General features: G+C 30.2%; 18 protein-coding genes. All 18 read left to right on the top strand.

Annotation, left to right across the window (positions count from 1 at the left end):
- Window positions 1-441 precede the first annotated feature (441 nt).
- The 18 genes from ACH5TX_RS02770 (at window position 442) to ACH5TX_RS02685 (ending at window position 20580) form a co-directional block, all read left to right on the top strand.
- Window positions 442-1377 (top strand): phage tail-like protein, encoded by a 936-nt coding sequence (locus ACH5TX_RS02770; protein WP_439338030.1) that lies wholly within the window; start codon window positions 442-444, stop codon window positions 1375-1377.
- A gap of 234 nt (window positions 1378-1611) precedes the next feature.
- On the top strand, window positions 1612-1920 hold the full coding sequence (locus ACH5TX_RS02765; protein ID WP_439338029.1) for a hypothetical protein: 309 nt from the start codon (window positions 1612-1614) through the stop codon (window positions 1918-1920).
- Between the two features lie 84 nt (window positions 1921-2004).
- Window positions 2005-3192 carry an RNA-directed DNA polymerase gene (locus ACH5TX_RS02760; protein ID WP_439338028.1) on the top strand — a complete coding sequence of 396 codons (1188 nt, stop codon included), beginning with the start codon at window positions 2005-2007 and terminating at the stop codon, window positions 3190-3192.
- Complete coding sequence (locus ACH5TX_RS02755) at window positions 3156-3515, top strand: four helix bundle protein (RefSeq protein ID WP_439338027.1); 360 nt, start codon at window positions 3156-3158, stop codon at window positions 3513-3515. The genes ACH5TX_RS02760 and ACH5TX_RS02755 overlap by 37 nt, the downstream gene beginning before the upstream one ends.
- Window positions 3516-3883: 368 nt before the next feature.
- Window positions 3884-5224, top strand: coding sequence for a peroxiredoxin family protein (locus tag ACH5TX_RS02750; protein ID WP_439338026.1), 1341 nt, complete (start codon window positions 3884-3886; stop codon window positions 5222-5224).
- 187 nt (window positions 5225-5411) lie between these two features.
- On the top strand, window positions 5412-6365 hold the full coding sequence (locus ACH5TX_RS02745; protein WP_439338025.1) for a phage tail-like protein: 954 nt from the start codon (window positions 5412-5414) through the stop codon (window positions 6363-6365).
- 321 nt (window positions 6366-6686) lie between these two features.
- Entirely contained in the window at window positions 6687-7604 is a 918-nt protein-coding gene (locus ACH5TX_RS02740) for a phage tail-like protein (RefSeq protein ID WP_439338024.1), read from the top strand.
- Between the two features lie 132 nt (window positions 7605-7736).
- Complete coding sequence (locus tag ACH5TX_RS02735) at window positions 7737-8993, top strand: delta-aminolevulinic acid dehydratase (RefSeq protein WP_439338023.1); 1257 nt, start codon at window positions 7737-7739, stop codon at window positions 8991-8993.
- 318 nt (window positions 8994-9311) lie between these two features.
- Window positions 9312-10007 (top strand): WecB/TagA/CpsF family glycosyltransferase, encoded by a 696-nt coding sequence (locus ACH5TX_RS02730; protein WP_439338022.1) that lies wholly within the window; start codon window positions 9312-9314, stop codon window positions 10005-10007.
- A gap of 31 nt (window positions 10008-10038) precedes the next feature.
- Complete coding sequence (gene wecB, locus ACH5TX_RS02725) at window positions 10039-11148, top strand: non-hydrolyzing UDP-N-acetylglucosamine 2-epimerase (RefSeq protein WP_439338021.1); 1110 nt, start codon at window positions 10039-10041, stop codon at window positions 11146-11148.
- A 1-nt stretch (window position 11149) separates the two neighbouring features.
- On the top strand, window positions 11150-11905 hold the full coding sequence (locus tag ACH5TX_RS02720; RefSeq protein WP_439338020.1) for a polysaccharide biosynthesis/export family protein: 756 nt from the start codon (window positions 11150-11152) through the stop codon (window positions 11903-11905).
- Window positions 11906-12008: 103 nt separating this feature from the next.
- Complete coding sequence (locus tag ACH5TX_RS02715; RefSeq protein WP_439338019.1) at window positions 12009-14342, top strand: GumC family protein; 2334 nt, start codon at window positions 12009-12011, stop codon at window positions 14340-14342.
- A 118-nt stretch (window positions 14343-14460) separates the two neighbouring features.
- A complete protein-coding gene (locus ACH5TX_RS02710; protein ID WP_439338018.1) occupies window positions 14461-16059 on the top strand; it encodes a T9SS type A sorting domain-containing protein in 1599 nt (532 codons plus the stop codon).
- Between the two features lie 14 nt (window positions 16060-16073).
- Complete coding sequence (locus ACH5TX_RS02705) at window positions 16074-16262, top strand: hypothetical protein (RefSeq protein ID WP_439338017.1); 189 nt, start codon at window positions 16074-16076, stop codon at window positions 16260-16262.
- A 205-nt stretch (window positions 16263-16467) separates the two neighbouring features.
- Entirely contained in the window at window positions 16468-17631 is a 1164-nt protein-coding gene (locus ACH5TX_RS02700) for a hypothetical protein (RefSeq protein WP_439338016.1), read from the top strand.
- A gap of 83 nt (window positions 17632-17714) precedes the next feature.
- Window positions 17715-18788, top strand: a complete 1074-nt coding sequence (locus ACH5TX_RS02695; protein WP_439338015.1) for a nucleotidyltransferase family protein — start codon at window positions 17715-17717, stop codon at window positions 18786-18788.
- Window positions 18789-18990: 202 nt separating this feature from the next.
- Window positions 18991-19824: a phage tail-like protein gene (locus tag ACH5TX_RS02690; RefSeq protein ID WP_439338014.1), complete on the top strand. Its 834-nt coding sequence runs from the start codon at window positions 18991-18993 to the stop codon at window positions 19822-19824.
- A 336-nt stretch (window positions 19825-20160) separates the two neighbouring features.
- The gene (locus ACH5TX_RS02685) at window positions 20161-20580 is read left to right on the top strand and encodes a hypothetical protein (RefSeq protein WP_439338013.1); all 420 of its coding nucleotides are present in this window, start codon (window positions 20161-20163) and stop codon (window positions 20578-20580) included.
- The last annotated feature ends 144 nt before the right edge of the window (window positions 20581-20724 follow it).

Below are 20724 nucleotides of genomic sequence, written 5' to 3'. Positions count from 1 at the left end.
CGTATAATAGTAGTGGTAGTTTTGTAGGTGCAGATACTATGCAGGTCTTTCCACTAGATGATAGCGGCGTTTTTCATATGGAACTTTCTTATGGTCTTAGCGTTCGTTGCATAAAGGATTGATACTTTGTGTTTATTTGTTCTCTTAGTTACTATTTAACTCCTGCCATCCCTTTAGGGTGGCAGGAGTTAAATAGTAACCGCCTGTGGCGGTTTAAAAAAAAAACAAAAAACTAGATGTTCTAATAAACCATTGTTTATAGTATTAAGTATGCATCATTTTAAATAAGCGAAATTAATTAACGTGTATTTTCTCTCTTAAAACTATTGCAGTTTTCGTTACAAACACTTATTTGTTATACTTACCAGTTAATACTTTTAGTTAATTTTTGATGTTGTTTCTCTTTACATTTGTTTCTATATAATAATAATAATAATAATAATGAAAAAATACACATTAGTTTTATTTGTGCTATTAATAAGTTTATCGGGTTATTCTCAGGTTGGTATAGGCACAGAAACTCCCGATGGTTCATCTGTTTTGGATGTAACATCAACAACACAGGGTTTTTTGCCACCCCGTATGGCTTATAATGACATGGTTGGTATTTTAACTCCAGCTGAGGGATTGATTGTTTATTGTTTAGATTGCGACCCAAAGGGTTTGTATTTTTATGACGGGACAGATTATTTGAATACTACTACAGGGGTACTTTCACCAGCCCCACCAGTGTCAGTACTTTCAGGTACGGGTAAATATTGGATGGATCGTAATTTGGGAGCTCAACAGGTAGCCACGGCTTATAATGATCATTTATCATATGGCGATTTTTATCAGTGGGGTCGTGATTCCGATGGTCATCAGACCATTGTTTGGGTAAGTTCTACAGCTTCTGATGGAACAGAGCAGAGTAATGAAATTGAAACTACGGCTAGCACTGCGGTACCTAGTGTTGGCAATGCTTGGGACGGTAAATTTATAATAGCAGGTTCATCACCACAAAATTGGTTGACAACACCGGACGTTAACTTGTGGCAGGGTGTATCAGGGACAAATAATCCATGTCCTTCAGGTTTCCGTATTCCAACCGAAATTGAGTTTGAGGCCGAGCGTAACCTCGGCGGTATTGGTTTTTGGGGTACTGGTAGTTTAAGGAATAGTAGATGGGGTGCTTATGATTCAGTATTAAAGCTCCCAGTTGCAGGCGTCCGCGCCAACAATACTGGCGCTATTAACTTTGAAGGTGACAGTGGCTACTATTGGTCTAATGTGGTTAGTGTTGATATGGCACGTAACTTATTTTTTCATGGCACTGATGCCGGCTTTGGCGCTACCGGTCGTTCTAATGGCCTAAGCGTCCGTTGCATAAAGGATTGATACTTTTTATTTATTTGTTCCCTTAGGTACTTTATCATGCCATCCCCTTAGGGTAGGGAGGAAGGAGTTAAATAATAGCCGCCTGTGGCGGTTTTTTTAAAAAATAAAAAGCTTAGTGCGTATTTGTAAGAGATATTTTTAGTTTGGAGTTGTAGGTATACGGTTGTTTAAATATAGAAAACAAAACAAAGTTGTATTAAAGATAGTTGCTTACATAGCAAAAATAAAAAAATAATGACTATTAATGATAAAATTAATTTAGCCTTACAGCCACAAATTATTTACCTTTTTAATGAAGGTATGTTTTATAAAATATATAACCAAAATGCTATGTGGTTTGTATCCCATATTAAAGCCTATAAAGTAACTAGTAAGTTTGTTAAAACAGTAAACCAAAGCGTTTATAGCATTGGTTTTCCTTTAAGTATTTTACAGCAAATAGAGCTACAACTTAAAAATATTAAGGCGGTTTTACAGAAAAAAAACAGAACATTGTGTAGTATATACTGCCTTAACCCTAAAGCAACAAATACAAAGTTTTAACCTAGTTAATAAAACACCTATGCAAGCTTTAGAGTTTTTAAGTAAATTACAAAAAGAGTTATAATGCAAGTATTAATGCAGTAGTTGTATTTATCTTATTTAGCAGCAAGAAAACATAAACGCAATACGCAAAACCAACTGGATTTTGAGTTAAATTTAGAAGAAAACTTATATAATCTTGCAGTTCAAATACATACTAAAACTTATGTGCCAAAACCAGCTATTGCTTTTATAGTGTATAAACCTGTGCAGCGCGAAATATTTGCTGCCCATTTTGCAGACCGTGTTGTGCATCATTTAACTTATAGGTGTATTTATAAAAAGCATATAAACCCTTTTTTAATACACGATAGTTATAGTTGCCGTAAAGGTAAAGGTACACTGTATGGTGTAAAAAGAGCCAACCATTTTATAAGATCTTGCTCTCAAAATTATACTAAAGATGCTTATATTTTAAAATTAGATATTTCTGCTTATTTTATGAATATAAACCATAATATATTGTACAGTAAAGTGGTTAATTTTTTAAATCCTAATACAAGTTATTTAGGTATACAGTATACTACTTTGTTATATTTACTGCAACAAACTATATTTACCAATGTAGCCCGCAATTGCCGTATTAAAGGGAGTAAGACCAATTGGCAAGGGTTACCAACAGATAAAAGCTTATTTAGTAAGCCTAATGGTTTTGGTTTACCTATAGGCAACCTTACCTCACAAATATTTGGTAATATTTATTTAAATGCATTAGATCATTTTATAAAAAAAGAGTTAAAAATTAATTATTATGGCAGGTATGTAGATGATATGATTTTTGTTCTCCAAGAAAAAAGTAAGTTAAAACAAATAATACCTTTAGTGCAGAGAGAGTTAGATAAAATAGGATTAATTATTCATCCTAAAAAAATATATTTACAGCATTATACCAAGGGGGTTTTGTTTTTAGGGCATTATATAAAACCTTATTGCAGTTATATAAGTAACCGTACCAAAGCCAATTTTTACAAAGCCATTAAAAAGGTAAACAAATTATTGTTACAGTCGTTTAAAATAGAGTGGGATACCATAAAAAAAATACGAGCCCTTTTAAATTCGTATTTAGGTACTTTAAGTCATGCAAACACTTTTAATTTAATAACTAAAGCAATAAAACAATTAGATGCTAAATTTTATTGTTTTTTTGGGTTTACAAAAACCTTTTCTAAAATATACATTAAAAAACATTATTGGCAATGGCATTATACACTAGCTTACCCGTTTTTAAATTAGGGTATGATTTGTTGATAGTAACCCATAAAACAACAAAATTATTTACACGAGAACATAAATATACATTGGGTGAAAAATTAAAGGGAGAGAGTTTGCAATTATTAATACAAGTTTATAAAGCTAATAAAAGTAAAAACCAAATAAGAATTAATGATATAAATACAGGAAGAGAACATATAGAAGTAATGCGGTTGTTATTTAGAATAGCCAGAGATTTGCAAATTATAAGTATTAAAACGTATATAAACATTAATATAAAAATAGAATCATTATCAAAACAATTAACTGCATGGCAAAAATATACAGCCGGAGCCATTATTTAAATTAATAATTTAGTAATGGGTGTGCTAATTTAATCCTAACACAACCCTTGTAAAATATACAAGGACATGGTTTTATAACTATTTATGGCATTATTTTTTAGTGTAATAAATTAACAGATTGTGTTTAATAGCCACTTGCAGGCAACCGCAACAACAATACTGGCGCTCTTAACAATGTGGGTAGCAACGGCAACTATTGGTCTAGTAGGGTTAGTTGTACTAACACACGTAACCTAAACTTCAATAGCAGTAATGCTAACATTAACAGTAAAAATCGTGCTAATGACTTTAGCGTACGTTGCATAAAGGAATATAATTTTTGTCATGCAGATTAAAAAAAAAGTATTAATTATAAAAGAAGTGTTAAAATGAAAAAAACAATCATTATTTTTACTCTATTATCCAGTGTTATAACAACTGCACAAGCTATAAAGGGTACATTAAAGCAACAAATAGGTCAACAAATAAGCCTAACAGGTTTTAACTATTACGAAACTATAGAATTAGCTAAAGATACCATAGATGCAGCAGGTAATTTTACGTTAAATTATCCAAAAAACTATAAGGGTATGGGCATATTAAAAACACAAGATAAAAGTAAATTAGTGTTTGTTTTAACCAAACCAGATATAAACCTTACAGGAAACCACCTTTTAGAAACCGATAGTTTACAATTTACCAATAGTTACGAAAATAAAAATTTTATGCAATATGCTAAACAGCAAGGGCTTCGAGGCAATGCTTTATCGGCTTTAGAGTTTTTACTGCCTTTATATAAAAACACACCTTTATTAGCAACTCAAAAGAAGTTTTTAAAAACTATTACTAAAGAGCAAATACGATTGCAAAAAGAAGATGACAGTTTTGTATCAAACTTAGACAATAATAGTTATGTGCGTTGGTTTATACCTTACCGTAAGTTGGTACAGGAGATGCCTATTATAGTAAGAAAAAAAACAGAGCAAATACCTCAAGCTATTACTCAATTTAGAAATATAGATTTTAATCATCCTAATTTTAAAACCAGTGGCTTGTTTAAAGAAGTAATAGAAGGGCATTATTTGCTATTAGAAAATATGGGGCAATCTTTAGATAGTATGTATGTTCAAATGAATTTAAGTAGCCAATATTTAATAGATAACTTAAAAAACAATGATAGTTTACTTAATATAGTATCTAGTAAACTGTTTAAATATTTAGAAAAACGTAGTTTGTACAAAGCTTCAGAGTACTTGTCGTTAAGCTTATTAAACAACAATCAGTGTAGCTTAACTGATGATTTAGCAGCTAAATTAGAAAGTTATAGAAAAATGAAAGTTGGTAATATAGCACCCGATATACTATTAGAAAACAACACGAAACTAAGCGATTTAAAAAGCAATAAATTAGTAGTATTTGGTGCCAGCTGGTGTCCTACTTGCAAAAAGGATGCTTTAGAATTATTAAAACATTATGATGCTTGGCAAACTAAAAACCTAAACATTATATATATAAGTATAGATACAGACGAAAAAGCTTTTAAATTAGCTTACGCCAATACACCTTGGCAAATGTATTGTGATTTTAATGGCTGGAATACCCAAGCTGCTAAAGATTATCATGTTACAGGTACTCCTAGCTATTTTTTATTAGATAAGAACAATAAAATTATAAAACGTCCTGTGTCGGTTAAGCATGCAGATGTTCTAATAAACCACCATAAGTTATAATATTAAGTGTCTATTATTTTAAATAGAACCAAACCATTTAAATTTTTTTCTTCAAATTAAGTTTTTAAAAATCAGTTTACTATCTAGTTGTTGTTTAATAAGTCTAGATAAATCATTGAGATATTTTTAATTAAAAAAGGTATTTAATTAAAAAAAAAACGGATTAAAAATAAAAAATATAAAGATAATGAAACAAATTACTCTCCATTTATTTATAGTTTTAGCAAGTTTATCTGGATATTCTCAGCTAGTTATTGGTACAGCAACTCCCGATGGTTCATCTGTTTTGGATGTAACATCAACAACACAGGATTTTTTACCACCCCGTATGGTTTATGATGACATGGTTGGTATTTTAACTCCAGCTGAGGGATTGGTTGTTTATTGTTTAGATTGCGACCCAAAGGGTTTGTATTATTATGACGGGACAGATTATTTGAGTACTACTACAGGAGTTGTTACATCAGTAATTCCAACAGTCCCCCCACCAACAGTACTTTCATCTACGGGTCAAATTTGGATGGATCGTAATTTGGGAGCTCAACAGGTCGCCACGGCTTCTAATGATCATTTATCATATGGCGATTTGTATCAGTGGGGTCGTGGTTCCGATGGTCATCAGACCATAGTTTGGATAAGTTCTACAGCTTCCGATAGTGCAGAGCAGAGTAATGATACTGAAACCTTGGCTACCACTGCAGAACCTAGTGATGGCAATGCTTGGGACGGTAAATTTATAAAAAATGATTCATCACCACACGATTGGTTGACAACACCGGACGTTACCTTGTGGCAGGGTGTATCAGGGACAAATAATCCATGTCCTTCAGGTTTCCGTATTCCAAGCGCAGCCGAGTTAAATGCCGAGCGTAACAACGGCGGTACTGGTTTTTGGGGTACTGGTAGTGTACAGAATAATAGTGCAGGCGCTTATGCTTCGGTATTAAAGCTCCCAGTTGCGGGCGGCCGCAGCAGCTCTACTGGCGCTCTTGGCAATGTGGGTAGCCGCGGCTTCTATTGGTCTAGTAGTGTTAGTGGTACTGTCACACGTTGCCTAGGCTTCAATTTCAGTGATGCCAGCATTTACCCTTACCCTAGCAGTCATGCTAATGGCTTTAGCGTTCGTTGCATAAAGGATTGATACTTTGTATTTATTTGTTTCCTTAGCCACTTTATCCTGCCATCCCTTAAGGGTGGCAGGAGTTAAATAATAACCGCCTGTGGCGGTTTAAAAAAAAACAAAAAACTAGATGTTCTAATAAACCATCGTTTATAGTATTAAGTATGCATCATTTTAAATAAGCGAAATTAATTAACGTGTATTTTCAGGCTTAAAACTATTGCAGTCTTTCGTTATAAACACTTATTCGCTATGCTTACCAGTTATCACTTGTTATTTAATTGTGATGTTGTTTCTGTTTACATTTGTTTTAACATAATAATAATAATAATAATAATAATAATGAAACAGTTTGCATTAATTTTATTTGTGCTATTAACAACTTTGTTGGGTTATTCTCAGATTGGTATAGGTACAGTTACCCCAGATGCTTCATCTGCATTAGAAATAGCATCTACATCACAGGGCCTTCTACCTCCGCGTATGTTTTATTCAAATATGATATCCATAGTTGCACCAGCTGAGGGATTGATGGTTTATTGTTTAGATTGCGACCCAAAGGGTTTGTATGTTTACGATGGCTCTTCTTTTTTGAGCACCCTAAACGGATCGCCCTCCGGAGTACTTTCATCTACGGGTCAAATTTGGATGGATCGTAATTTGGGAGCTCAACAGATCGCCACGGCTTATAATGATCATTTATCATATGGCGATTTGTATCAGTGGGGTCGTGGTTCCGATGGTCATCAGACCATAGTTTGGATAAGTTCTACAGCTTCCGATAGTGCAGAGCAGAGTAATGATACTGAAACCTTGGCTACCACTGCAGTACCTAGTGATGGCAATGCTTGGGACGGTAAATTTATAAAAAATGATTCATCATCAAAGAATTGGTTGACAACACCGGACGTTACCTTGTGGCAGGGTGTAACAGGGACAAATAATCCATGTCCCTCAGGTTACCGTATTCCAACCCAAGTCGAGTTTGAGGCCGAGCATAACAACGGCGGTACTGGTTTTTGGGGTACTGGTAGTGCACAGAATAATAGAGTAGGCGCTTATGCTTCGGTATTAAAGCTCCCATCTGTAGGTTACCGCAATTTTGATGGCTCTCTAAAAACTTTGGGTATTACCGGCTACTATTGGACTAGTACTGTTAGTGGTACTAAGATGTTTTACCTCTTCTTCAATACTAGTAATACCTCCTATACCAATGTCAGTAGTGCGTTTGGCTTGAGCGTCCGTTGCATAAAGGATTGATACTTTGTATTTATTTGTTTCCTTAGGTGTACTTTATCCTGCCATCCCTTAAGGGGGGCAGGAGTAACCGATTAACCGCCTGTGGCGGGTTTTTTTTTTTTTTTCAGTAAGTCAATAAAAAAAGTAACTGTAATGAAGTGTCATGTTGGGGGCGTATTTAATAAATTAAAAAAATATTGTGAAAATGAAAATTATAAAGGCTGGGACCCTTATGATGGGTTAAACTCTAGCTTTTTTCAAGCATTACCATTTAAAAAATGGGATTTAGCTAGGTTGGTTTGGATTCAGTTTTTTAAACGCTCCCCCATAAATTTTAGAAAGCTGTTTGGTGTGCCTAAAGCACATAATGCCAAAGGTATTGCTTTGTTTTTGTCGGGTTATTGTAACTTATATACAATATCAAAACTAAAAAATACAGCATATGGATCTTCAGAAGCATTATTAAAAAAAATTAATGAACTAGCGCATCTTTTGCTCAATCTTAAAAATACAAACTATAGCGGTGCTTGTTGGGGCTATAATTTTGATTGGCAAGCAAGACGTTTGTTTTTCTTTCCAAAAAACACGCCTACCGTTGTAGCTACCTCTTTTGCGGTAGATGCTTTATTAATGGCATATAGTATAACAAAAAATAAAGTGTATTTAAAGGCTTGTATATCTGCAACAAAATTTGTTTTAAACGATTTAAATAGAACCGTATATAAATGTGGTTTTTTGTTTTCTTATGCTCCTTTAAAGGGGAATAATACGGTTTATAATGCCAGTTTATTAGGTGCTAAAATACTTAGCCAAGTTTATGCCTATACAAAAAACGAAAGCTTAAAAATAACGGCTAAAAAAACAATAAGCGCGTGTTGCGATGCTCAAAATAAAAATGGATCATGGGTATATGGCATGTTACCAGTACAAAGTTGGATAGATAGTTTTCATACCGGTTATAATTTAGAGGCTATACAAACCTACATAGATTGTACAGGCGATTTTACATTTCAAAAAAATATTAACGTGGGGTTAAATTTTTATTTAAAATCTTTTTTTAAAACAGATGGTACTCCAAAATATTATTACAACAAAACCTACCCTATAGATATACATTGCCCAGGGCAGTTGTTTGTAACTATATCTAAATTAAATGTTTTTTCATTACATGCTGTTTTAGCAAAACAGGTTGTACAATGGACTATAAAAAATATGCAAGATAAACGCGGTTATTTTTATTACCAATTAAAACAAGGTGTAAGTTCGAAAATTTCTTACATGAGGTGGAGCAACGCTTTTATGTTTAATGCCTTATCGTATTATTTGTTAGAACAAGAAAATAAGCAAAGTATAAATATTTCAAGTTTAAAAAGATATAATTATTTTACTGGCAGGTTAACAAAAAAATAGATTTAATAAGAATCATAATTCTTTAAATAAATTGAAAAGAAAACAATACTTTCAAATGTATTTAAGCCTTTGCTTTAAAGCGTTTATGCTAGTAACTATAAGTTCTGGTTTTACTATAAACTTAATAAATATAAAAGTAGATTATCCAGTTGTTAATAATTAGAACCGTATGTTACTTTGAGCTTATTGATTTTGTACTTGTTCAATATTTTTGATGAAACAGTTTGAGAATTAATCATCTTTCTTTTTTAAATTGTTTTAAATAATCTTTTATAATTTATAACAGGTTGTTTTTATTAAATATATAAAACAAGGCATATGGATTTTAAAAATTTAAACGGAATAAAAACATTTGCACCTCAATCAAAACAAGAACTTATAACATATGCATTTAAAAAAAAAGCTGTTTTAGTAGCTGTAAATGCAGAGAAAATTCTTCATGCAACAAAAATAACTCGAGATTTTATTAACCAAAATATTGGGTTTCCAGATGGGTTTGGTGCAGTTCAAATTTTAAAGAAAAAAGGAAATAGAAACGTTGTTAAAATTCCAGGTTGCGAGTTGTGGCTAGAAATAATAGAATCTTATTATAAAAGTAGATCTTTCTATATTATAGGAGGTAAACAACAAGTTGTTGAAGCTACGGTTAAAAAATTAAGACAGGATTATAGAGGTGTTACTATTTGTAATTTTAGAAACGGATATATAAAAACAGAAGAAGAGAAGCGAGTTTTAATTGAAGATATAAAAAAACATAAACCAGATGTTGTGTTTGTAGCTATGGGGTCTCCAAAGCAAGAACTGCTTATGAAAGATATTCAAAAAGAATATAAAGCTGTTTATCAAGGCCTAGGCGGTAGCTTAGATGTTTATACAGGTGTGGTGAAACGAGCGCCCAAATGGTGGGTTAAACATAATTTAGAATGGGCTAATAGGCTATTAAGGCAGCCATACCGTATCAAAAGGCAAATACATTTGTTACGCTTTGCTTTTAATTTGTTTATTAAGTATTAATATGTATTTAGGCCATAACTTAAAATAATAAATGAATACACAAAAAATAACAATTGTTGCTGGTGCAAGGCCAAATTTCATGAAAATAGCACCTATAATTCATGAAATACAAGGCTTACAATGTAGGTTAGCATCTATAAATTTTAGGTTAGTACATACAGGGCAGCATTATGATGCCAATATGTCTGATGATTTTTTTAAACAACTTAGCATTCCTAAACCTCATATTAATTTAGACTGTAATTCTGGTACTCAAATACAACAAGCAGCTAGTATTATGATTGCTTTTGAAAAGGAATTAAAAGCAAATCCAACAGATTTGGTTCTAGTAGTAGGCGATGTTACCTCTTCTATGGCTTGTGCCATTACAGCACAACGGTTGTGTATAAAAGTGGCGCATGTAGAAGCTGGTTTACGATCAAAAGACTGGAGTATGCCTGAAGAAATAAATAGATTAATTATTGATAGTATATCAAATTACCTCTTTACCACTTCAAGTTTAGCTAGTAAAAATCTTAACGAAAGTGGTTATAATAAATCTAAGATTTTTTTTGTTGGAAATACTATGATTGATACTTTGTTAAAGCAATTGCCTAATTTTAAAAAACCAAAGTTTTATGATGGCTTAAAATTAAAAAAAGCAAACTATATGGTTTTAACATTACACAGACCTTCTAACGTTGATGATAAAGAGTGCTTAAATATGTTAATAACCGAAATTATTAATAACACACGCAATATCCCTATTGTATTTCCTATGCATCCAAGAACTGTGTCGGTTTTTAATAGTTTAAAAATTAATTGCACTCATTTGCATGTGATAAAACCAATGCCTTATTTAGAATTTAATTATTTAATACAACATGCCAAAGCTGTTATTACAGATTCTGGTGGTATTACAGAAGAAACAAGTGTTTTAAATATACCTTGTTTAACACTTCGTAATAATACAGAACGCCCTATAACAGTAAGCTTAGGTTCTAATGAATTGGTAGGTACAAACCCTAAAAATATTAAAAAATACTTAGATATACTATTTAATAATCAATGGAAAACATCAAAGCATATACCCCTATGGGATGGAAATGCTTCTAAAAGAATTGTTACCGTGCTAATTAATGAATTAAAAAAAACATCTTAATATGATAAAAAAGCTTACTCTTTTTATACTCCTTGTAATAACAATATCTTGTTCTAGTAAAAAAAATATTTTATATCTACAAAATTCAAATACTGTAAAAATTTCGCAAATTAATTATGATGATATTTTTATACAACCTAACGATATTCTTAATATTGTTGTAAGTTCAAATATACCAGAGGCCGTTATCCCTTACAATAAACAAGTAGCTTCTCTTACGGGATCTCCAGAACTTTTAAAATTACAGGGTTATTTAGTGTCTGAACAATACACAATAAAACTTCCTGAGTTAGGTGTGGTTTCTGTTAAAAATAAAACCCCCGAACAACTTGAAGAAATTATTAAAAACAAACTTTTATTAGGTAAACATTTAGAAGCACCTATTGTAGATGTTAGGTTATTAAATTCGAAAGTAACGGTATTAGGAGAGGTTAATAGTCCTGGTACGTATGGTTTTTCAGAAAAGTCTATAAACTTATTTCAAGCATTAGGGTATGCAGGTGATTTAACAATTAATGGAAAGCGAAATGATATTTTGCTTATTAGAGAAGAAAATGGCGTAAGACATATAGAACATATTGATTTAACGTCAACTAATTTGTTAAAAACACCTTATTATACTATTAAACAGAATGATGTTGTTTATGTAAAACCTAATATAGCAAAAGTAAAAAGTGCAGGCTATATAAGTAATTTTGGAACTCTTTTGTCTGTAACATCTATTTTAATTTCAACCATAGTACTATTTAGCCGTTAATAGGTTGTTTCTAAAACATACTAAAACTAAATTTTGTAAATATGAATAGAAATAAGGTTTTAATTGTATTGTAATTACAATATATAAAATTTAATATAAACACGTGAAAAGAATTAATACAAAAATGTTTAATACAGAGCAAGAAGAATTAAATATTATAAAGGATATTAATAAATATTTAAATTATTGGCCATGGTTTTTAATAACCATGGTGGTTTCGCTATTAATTAGTTTTTTTTATTTACGATATACAAACAAAGTGTATTTATCTAATGCAAAAATACAAGTATTAGATAAATCTAAAGGAATAGAACTAAATACTTCTTCATATTTGTTTAATAGGTCTAATGTTAATTTAGAGAATGAAGTAGAGTTGCTAATATCATATCCAATTATAGAACAGGTTGTTGTTAAAAATAAATTAAATATTTCTTTTTTTGAAAAAGGAACCATTCAAGTATTAGAATTAGCAAGCTTACCATTTAAATTTAAAGTTCTTATTGACGTAGATAGTATAACCTCTAAAATGGCTTATAATATTGTAGTTAATTCTACAGGTTTTGATATAATAGATATAAATGCAGATAAATTTATACAAATAGCAGGGTATAGTACAAATGGTAATAAATTAAACTTACCATTTGAAATTATTGAAACTGCCAAAAATATGAAGCATTTTGTAGGGCATACGTATCAAATAAAGTTTGTTGCTAAAGAAAATGTTATTAATCAATTAAAATCTTCTATAAAGATTAAACAAGTAGGAGATTATAGTAATGTTTTAAAGTTGAGTTTACAAGGAAAAAATAAATTAAAACTAGAGTCAACACTTAATGCTTTAATTGAAGCTTATAAATTAGACGGAATTAAAGATAGACAATTAGTATCAAAAAGAACCGTGGAGTTTGTAGATGATAGGCTTCTTAGTTTATTTGGAGAGTTAGATTCTATTGAAGATAAAAAGAAAAAATTTAAACAACAAAATACATTTATTGATATACAAGAACAAGTTGTTGAAAACATTAATAAAATAACCCTATCAGATGCTTCTTTATTCGAAATACATAACCAGATTTTTTTAGCTAATAGTTTAAAAGACCAACTTATATCTAATTTTGATGAAATTCATTTATTACCTGTAAATTTGGGCTTTAATAATAGTGAACTAGATAAATTTATAGGAAATTACAATGCAAAGGTTTTAGAATACAGTAAGTATAAAAAGGCTGGAGGTGTTAATAACCCTTTAATCAAAAATATAGAAGAACAGCTTAATAGTATTAAAAATAATTTAGAGAATTCATTAAAGGTATATATACAAGATTTAAAATTTAGGCAAAATCAATTTAAAGAAAAGCATAAAGAGATAAGTGAAGAAACAAGTATCATACCCTTAAATGAAAAAGTATTACGTTCTATAGAAAGACAACAAAATATAAAAGAGAGTTTATACTTGTTGTTACTTCAAAAAAGAGAAGAAGCCGCTATTAATTTATCTGTGACAGAATCCTCAGTAAAAGTTGTAGAGTATGCTAAAGCAAATACATCTCCAATAGCTCCTAAGCCATTTGTTATTTATTCTATAGCTATTTTAATAAGTATATTAGGTCCTTTTGGGGGTTTATATCTCGTTTTTGCTTTAGATACAAAAATTCGATTAGTAGAAGATTTAGAAAACTTAATTCCTGAAATTCCTATTGTTGCAGAAATTCCATCTATAAAAGGTGTTACAAGTGAAGCAGATATGCTTTTAACACCAAATGAGAATAATGTACAAAACGAAGTATTTAGAATATTAAGTTCTAACATTAATTTAATTAACCCTTCTTTAATTAATAAAAACCAGGGTAAAGTTATTTTTTCAACATCATCAATTAAAGGAGAAGGAAAAACCTATGTAAGTATCAATTTAGCAATAACATTATCCTCATTTAATAAGCGTGTTTTGTTAGTGGGAGGTGATTTACGAAATCCTCAAATACATAATTATATTGGATGCGATAAAAACCAAGAAGGGTTGTCTAATTATTTATATAATGAACACTTTAGTTGGGAGGATAGCATTATTAAGCCTTTTGATAATAATACAAATTTTGATGTTTTACAAGGTGGTCCTATACCACCAAATGCCCAACAGTTACTTAGTAATGGGAAATTTGGAGATCTAATAGATAAAGCTAAATTAAGTTATGATTATATTATTGTAGATACAGCACCTACTATTTTAGTTTCAGATACTTTTTTAATATCTAAATATGCAGACGTAATTACGTATGTTGTTCGATCAAACTATTCTGACAAAAAAATTATTTTGCATTTAAAAAAGTTATATAAAACTGAAAAGTTAAAAAATATAGGGCTTGTTGTTAATGGACTTAACGCAAATAAGTCAAATCAGTATAACTATGGGTATGGGTATGGATATGGCGCTAATTAATCTTTAAAATATAAAATAACGCACACTTATTAGTTATTGTTACCTTATATTACTTTGAGAATTGCAAGTTTAATTTGTTTTAACATATTTGTTATTAATATAAATTTAAATAAAAAAAATGAAGAAAAATACTCTTTTTGTTATAGGTTTTTTATGTGTTAATATGATGTTTTCTCAAGTTGATTTAGCTGTTGAAAATGGAGGTCTTGTCTATGTATCTAAATCTGCAGATTTGTTTATTAGTAATAGTGGTGATTTGTCTATTAATGGCACAGGTGAATTTATTATGGATTCTGGGTCTAGCGCATTTTCTAATGTGTATATTGATGGTGCTTCAACAGGGGTTGCAGAGTATAGGCGTTGGGTAGCTTCTGTGTCTACAAGGGATTTAATTGCGCCTCCAGTAACTGGAGAGGCTTTTAACTTGTTTTATAGTAGAAACACAGCTAGTATTGTTGCTGGTACACAAGGTGGAGATTGGCTTTTTGGTGATTATGATAATAATAATTCTCTAGGTGTTTATAATGAATTTTCTGATACTGATACAGATGTTTTAACTGCGGGTATAGGGTATAGGTCTGCAACAGTATCTGGCGGAACATTAAGTTTTCAAGGTGTAATAAAAACTGGAGATGTGCCAGTTGTAATTACTGCGGGAACAGGTAAAAATCGTTATGCGAATTTAATAGGTAATCCTTATTCGTCTGCAATTAGTGCTTCTAATTTACTTGCAGTAATGAGTAGTAGTAGTGCATTTAATTCTAATTATGTTGCGGTTTATGGTTATGATGGAGCTGTTACTTCAGATGGTTCTACATGGGGAGTTCTTAATAGCACCACCCTTTTAGGGGAGCCAGGTGGCGATGTTGATATTATGCCAGGACAAGGTTTTATGGTGTATGCTGATGCTGATGGCGGAACCTTAACTTTTACTAAAGCTATGCAAAAGGTGTCGAGTAAAGATGATTTTATTACAGGAAAGTCCGTTTCTAAGAAAATTAATTCGATAGAGTATTTTAATTTTAAGTTAAAAATTAATGATGTTTCTGATGAAAATAAGTTTTATAATGCTGATTTATATTTTATTAACAATCATGTTACAAGAGGTTTAGATGTAAGTTGGGATTCTGGGGCTTTTTCGCTACCAAGTTTGTCAATAACAACAGAACTTGCCGATAATTCAAGTAAAGCAGCCTTTCAAATACAGGCGTTGCCACTTTCAGATTTATCAAGTACAGATTTGGTTATACCTGTTCGTTTAAATGTTAAAACAGGTGCTTCTTATAAAATATCTATGGATGCATCTACCTTACCTGAAGGAACTAAAATTTATTTGCAAGATACAGAATTAAACACTTTTACACTATTAGAAGATTCTTATACATTTACTTCTTCACAGGATTTAAATAGTAGTGGACGTTTTTATTTAACGACTTCAAATAAAACGCTTAATACAGAAGATTTAGCAATTTCAAATATAAACATTGTGTCTATACTTAAAGCAAAACAAATTATGATTTCTGATATAAGTAATCATTCTGCTAATTTTTCTTTAATAGATCTTTCTGGTAGAGTTATTATAGATGATAATTTTAGTGTAGCTACAAATGATAAGAAATATGTTGATGTGTCACATGTAAGTGAGGGGGTTTATATAGTACGTTTAAAATTAAAAAATAGTAATACTGTTATAACAAAAAAAGTTTTAGTTAATTAATTCTATAATATTTTATGAAAGAAAAATTAAAAGATAAGATAGGTAATGTTATTATCGATAAGGCTAACGACTTAGATAATAATTATATAGATCGTATTGAAGCTATGAAAAAGATGGGTAAATATGCTGCCCTTACAGCTTTAGGTACTTTTATAATGCTAAGTCCAAAAAAATCACAAGCACAATCCTTACCACCGCCATGAAAAATGCATTTTTTTGGTGTTTTTAAGCAGGAGAATAAAATATATTTGTAAAACCTAGTTAAAGATAAACCGTACTTAAGTTAATATAGCTACGGTTTTTTTATTAAATGAATTTAATAACTGTTTTAAGTTTTATAGTAAATAAATGTTGCTTTAAAATATATTTTATCAAAATAAATCTTGTTAAAAATTAAAATAGAGACAAATGAATAATATTGCTGCATTAGCACCAAAATATGTCTTGCCTATTGATAGTGAACATGAGCTTTATGTATTGTGGTTTAATAAATCTAATTCATACATTATTGTTAGTAATAAGGTGTTAGAATTTTTAAAATCTTTTTTAAATAAAACAAAAATCGATTTTTTTAACTATCTAAAAAATAAAGGTTATACTTATGAAAATTCTGCTAATTATTATTTAGAGATTTCTCAATTGCTTCTAAGCGTAAATTATAACAGCAGGTCAAATTATAATATCTATGAGTTTAAGTATTTAGATTATAAGAAGCTCTATAAAGAAGAAATAACTTCTAGAACTTATTATGTAATTTATGGTAAATATATACAAGTAAACTTTCCTAATGAAATAATTAAAAATTTTGTAAACCCTCAATTAGCTTATTATGAAGCCTCTTTTAATAGTAATGTAGATTATCAGGTATTTGATGTGGTGTGTGATAATAAAAACGTTGTCTTATATTTAAATAGAACATTTTTATTGGCTACTAAGTTGGTAGAGATGCATGTTTTTTTGGGAAAATTTTCATTACAAATTTTCAATTTACTGTATGCTAAAAAAGAAGAAGATTGGCTCGCAACATTTCATGCTTCAACGGTGGTTAAAGATAAGAATGCTATTATGTGTATTGGAAAATCTGGGAGTGGTAAAAGCACATTGTCTGCATTATTAAATCAAAATGGTTATAATGTTGTTGCAGACGATATAACACCTATGCTTGCTTCCAGTCTAGAAGTTTATAGAAACCCCTCTGCAATATCAATAAAAAAAGGGGCTTTTACATTATTAAATAATCATGTTAAAAGTTTTAATTCACTAACTACTGTAAACGGGTATAAGGGAGATATTAAGTTTTTACCTATTAATGGCTGTCCTAAAAAGACATATAGCTATAAATGTAATAAGGTAGTCTTGGTTAATTTTAATAAAGATAATAAGATACCAAGCTTAGAAATACTCGACAGAAGTAAAGGGTTAGAAATTTTAATTTCAGAATCTTGGGTTTCTAGTAATTCAAGTCATGCATTACAATTTTTAAACTGGATTAATACGGTTACTTTTTATAAGCTTACATATTCCAAAACAGAAGATGCTATAAAGTATTTTGCAGATTTAGAATCGTATTAAATTGATTTTTTTTCTCTTTATAAACCTGTTTCTACAATTGTTTTTTCAATACCAAAAATTATATGTATTTAAATATTATACAAATGAAAAAAAGCGACATACTTAAATTTATTGCTTCCATATTAAGTTATAAAACAGATAATAAATACATAATTGACTACTGTGGTAAATTTATAACAGAATGGGATTTTTTTATCAAGATAGCGAGTAAACATTTAGTATTGCCAACAGTGTATTGTAGGCTTAAAACTAGAGGGTTGTTACATATACTACCTGTAGATTTAGAGTTGTATCTTAAAGAAATTACAAGTCTTAATAACCTTAGAAATAAATCACTTTTACTACAAGCAGAACAAATTAATACACTTTTTAAATCTCATAATATAGATTATGTTTTTTTAAAAGGGATGGCTTTGTTAAAAGGAAATTACTACAACAATATAGCTGAGCGTATGATAGGTGATATAGATATTTTAGTACATTCTAATGATATATATAAGGCTAACCAAATATTACAAGAAGCCGGTTATTATTCTATAAATGATAATAATAATGAAACTCTTTTTAATCACAGACACTTGCCTAGGTTGGTGTCTGATAAGTATATAGGAGCCATAGAATTACATGACAAACTGTTAAGTAGTAATTTTTTGTTAAACTTAGAAGAAACTGCTTTTTTAAAATATAAAATTATGGTAAATAATATACCTATACCTATTAATAGAAGTTTACTAGAACATAATATATTTAATTTTCAATTAAATGATAATGCATTTATTTACGGAACTTTTAGTTTACGTAATGCTTATGATACTATAGTTATATTAAAAAAGGACTCACTGGTTTTAAATTTAAACAATATGTTTCAAAAAAGTATTTATCGCAATTATTTTTATTTGTTATCAACTTTTTTTGAAACACCTATGTTAAAAAAAAATAAATCTATAAGTTTTGTAATAACTTGTTTTTTTATAGTAATAATGAATCATCCAAAACTGAATCAAGTTTATAAGTTTTTTGTCAATAGTATCAAATATTTTTTTATACTACTATCTAGATTTAAAGTATTTTTGTTTAAAAAAAAGTATAGAGAACAGGTTTTATTACATAGAACCCAAATAACTACTCATGTTTATAATTTTTTTAGCAATCTATAAACTATTAAATTCTAGAATTCCTTCAGTTCTATATTTAAAAGATTTAAGAAAATATTGTTTTTTACTTATATAGTATTTTTTTTCCTTCAAATTAAATGTTAAAAATTAGCTTAATAGACACTTGTTGTTTAATAAGTCCAAATATATCATTAAGATATTTTTTAATCAAAAAAGGTATTTAATTTATAAAAAAAACATAATAATGAAAAAAAATAAATTAATTTTATTTGGCCTATTAATTAGTTTATCGGGTTATTCTCAGATTGGTATAGGTACAGCAACTCCCGATACTTCATCGGTATTGGAATTATCTTCAACAACACAGGGTTTTTTACCACCCCGTATGGGTTATCATGACATGGTTGGTATTTTAACTTCAGCTGAGGGATTGGTTGTTTATTGTTTAGATTGCGACCCAAAGGGTTTGTATTATTATGACGGGACAGATTATTTGAGTACTATTACAGGAGTTGTTACATCCGTAATTCCACCAGTCCCCCCAGTATCAGTACTTTCACCTACGGGTAAATATTGGATGGATCGTAATTTGGGAGCTCAACAGGTCGCCACGGCTTATAATGATCATTTATCATATGGCGATTTGTATCAGTGGGGTCGTGGTTCCGATGGTCATCAGACCATAGTTTGGATAAGTTCTACAGCTTCCGATAATGCAGAGCAGAGTAATGATACTGAAACCATGGCTACCACAGCAGTACCTAGTGATGGCAATGCTTGGGACGGTAAATTTATAAAAAATGATTCATCACCAAAAGATTGGTTGACAACACCGGACGTTACCTTGTGGCAGGATGTATCAGGGACAAATAATCCATGTCCTTCAGGTTACCGTATTCCAACCAAAAACGAGTTAGATGCCGAGCGTAACTACGGCGGTGTTGGTTTTTGGGGTACTGGTAGTTCACAGAATAATAGAGCAGGCGCTTATGCTTCGGCATTAAAGCTCCCATCTGCAGGCCGCCGCAACTACGATACTGGCGCTCTTGGCTTTGTGGGTAGCTTCGGCTACTCTTAGGTGAAAGTAGTGCCTACTTTGCCAGTAACGGTCGTGCTTATGGCTTTAGCGTTCGTTGCATAAAGGATTGATACTTTGTATTTATTTGTTTCCTTAGGTACTTTATCCTGCCATCCCTTAAGGGTGGCAGGAGTTAAATAGTAACCGCCTGTGGCGGTTTTTTTTAAAAATAAAAAGCTTAGTGCGTATTTGTAAGAAACAACTTTGTTTTTAGCTTTAGTTCCGTTACTAAAAATAAACACATATTAATAAATTACACAAAACAAAGTTTATTTTTTATTTGATAGGCAGAGTGTAACGTTTTATTGTGTAATGTTTTAATTTAATTATGAAATAATGAAAATTGTATTTTTAATTCTTTTTACAGGTTTAATTTTTGTAAACCTTGCAAATGATCAAATAAATAATACAAAACACTATATAGAGCTTTTAAAAAATCCTATTGACTATTTAATTACAAAAGAAACAAAGTGTTTAGGTAGTAAACTTAACTTACAAACATCGCAAATTGAAAAGTTACAATCTGCCGTAATTATTTATTATATAGAATTACGAAAAATAGGCAATGCTAATATAGCTAATACTATTAATAATAAACGAAAAGTTGTAGAATGGAACTTTGCCGAATATAAATACTTAATGGCAATAAAAGCCTTTTTACTACCAGAACAAGAAAAAATATTTGATAGTCAGGTATATACTAAACAAACAGTTTATTTGGCTAAACGTGTTTTTAAAAGATCTTTGTTAATGTAATATTATTGTGATCTTGTATTACCCTGTGTTGTGTATTATTTTTTGTATTGTTATTTATATTACAAGATAAAGTTTTTGTTCGGAAATTAATTTTTTAATAAAAAAATGTATTAAGAACACTTTAATAATAATTAATATTTCATT

Origin of the sequence: Thalassobellus citreus, from assembly GCF_044385915.1 — a bacterium.
Taxonomy (GTDB): domain Bacteria; phylum Bacteroidota; class Bacteroidia; order Flavobacteriales; family Flavobacteriaceae; genus Thalassobellus; species Thalassobellus citreus.
Note: the sequence above shows the minus strand (reverse complement) of the source record. Positions and strands in the feature narration are given on the sequence as shown.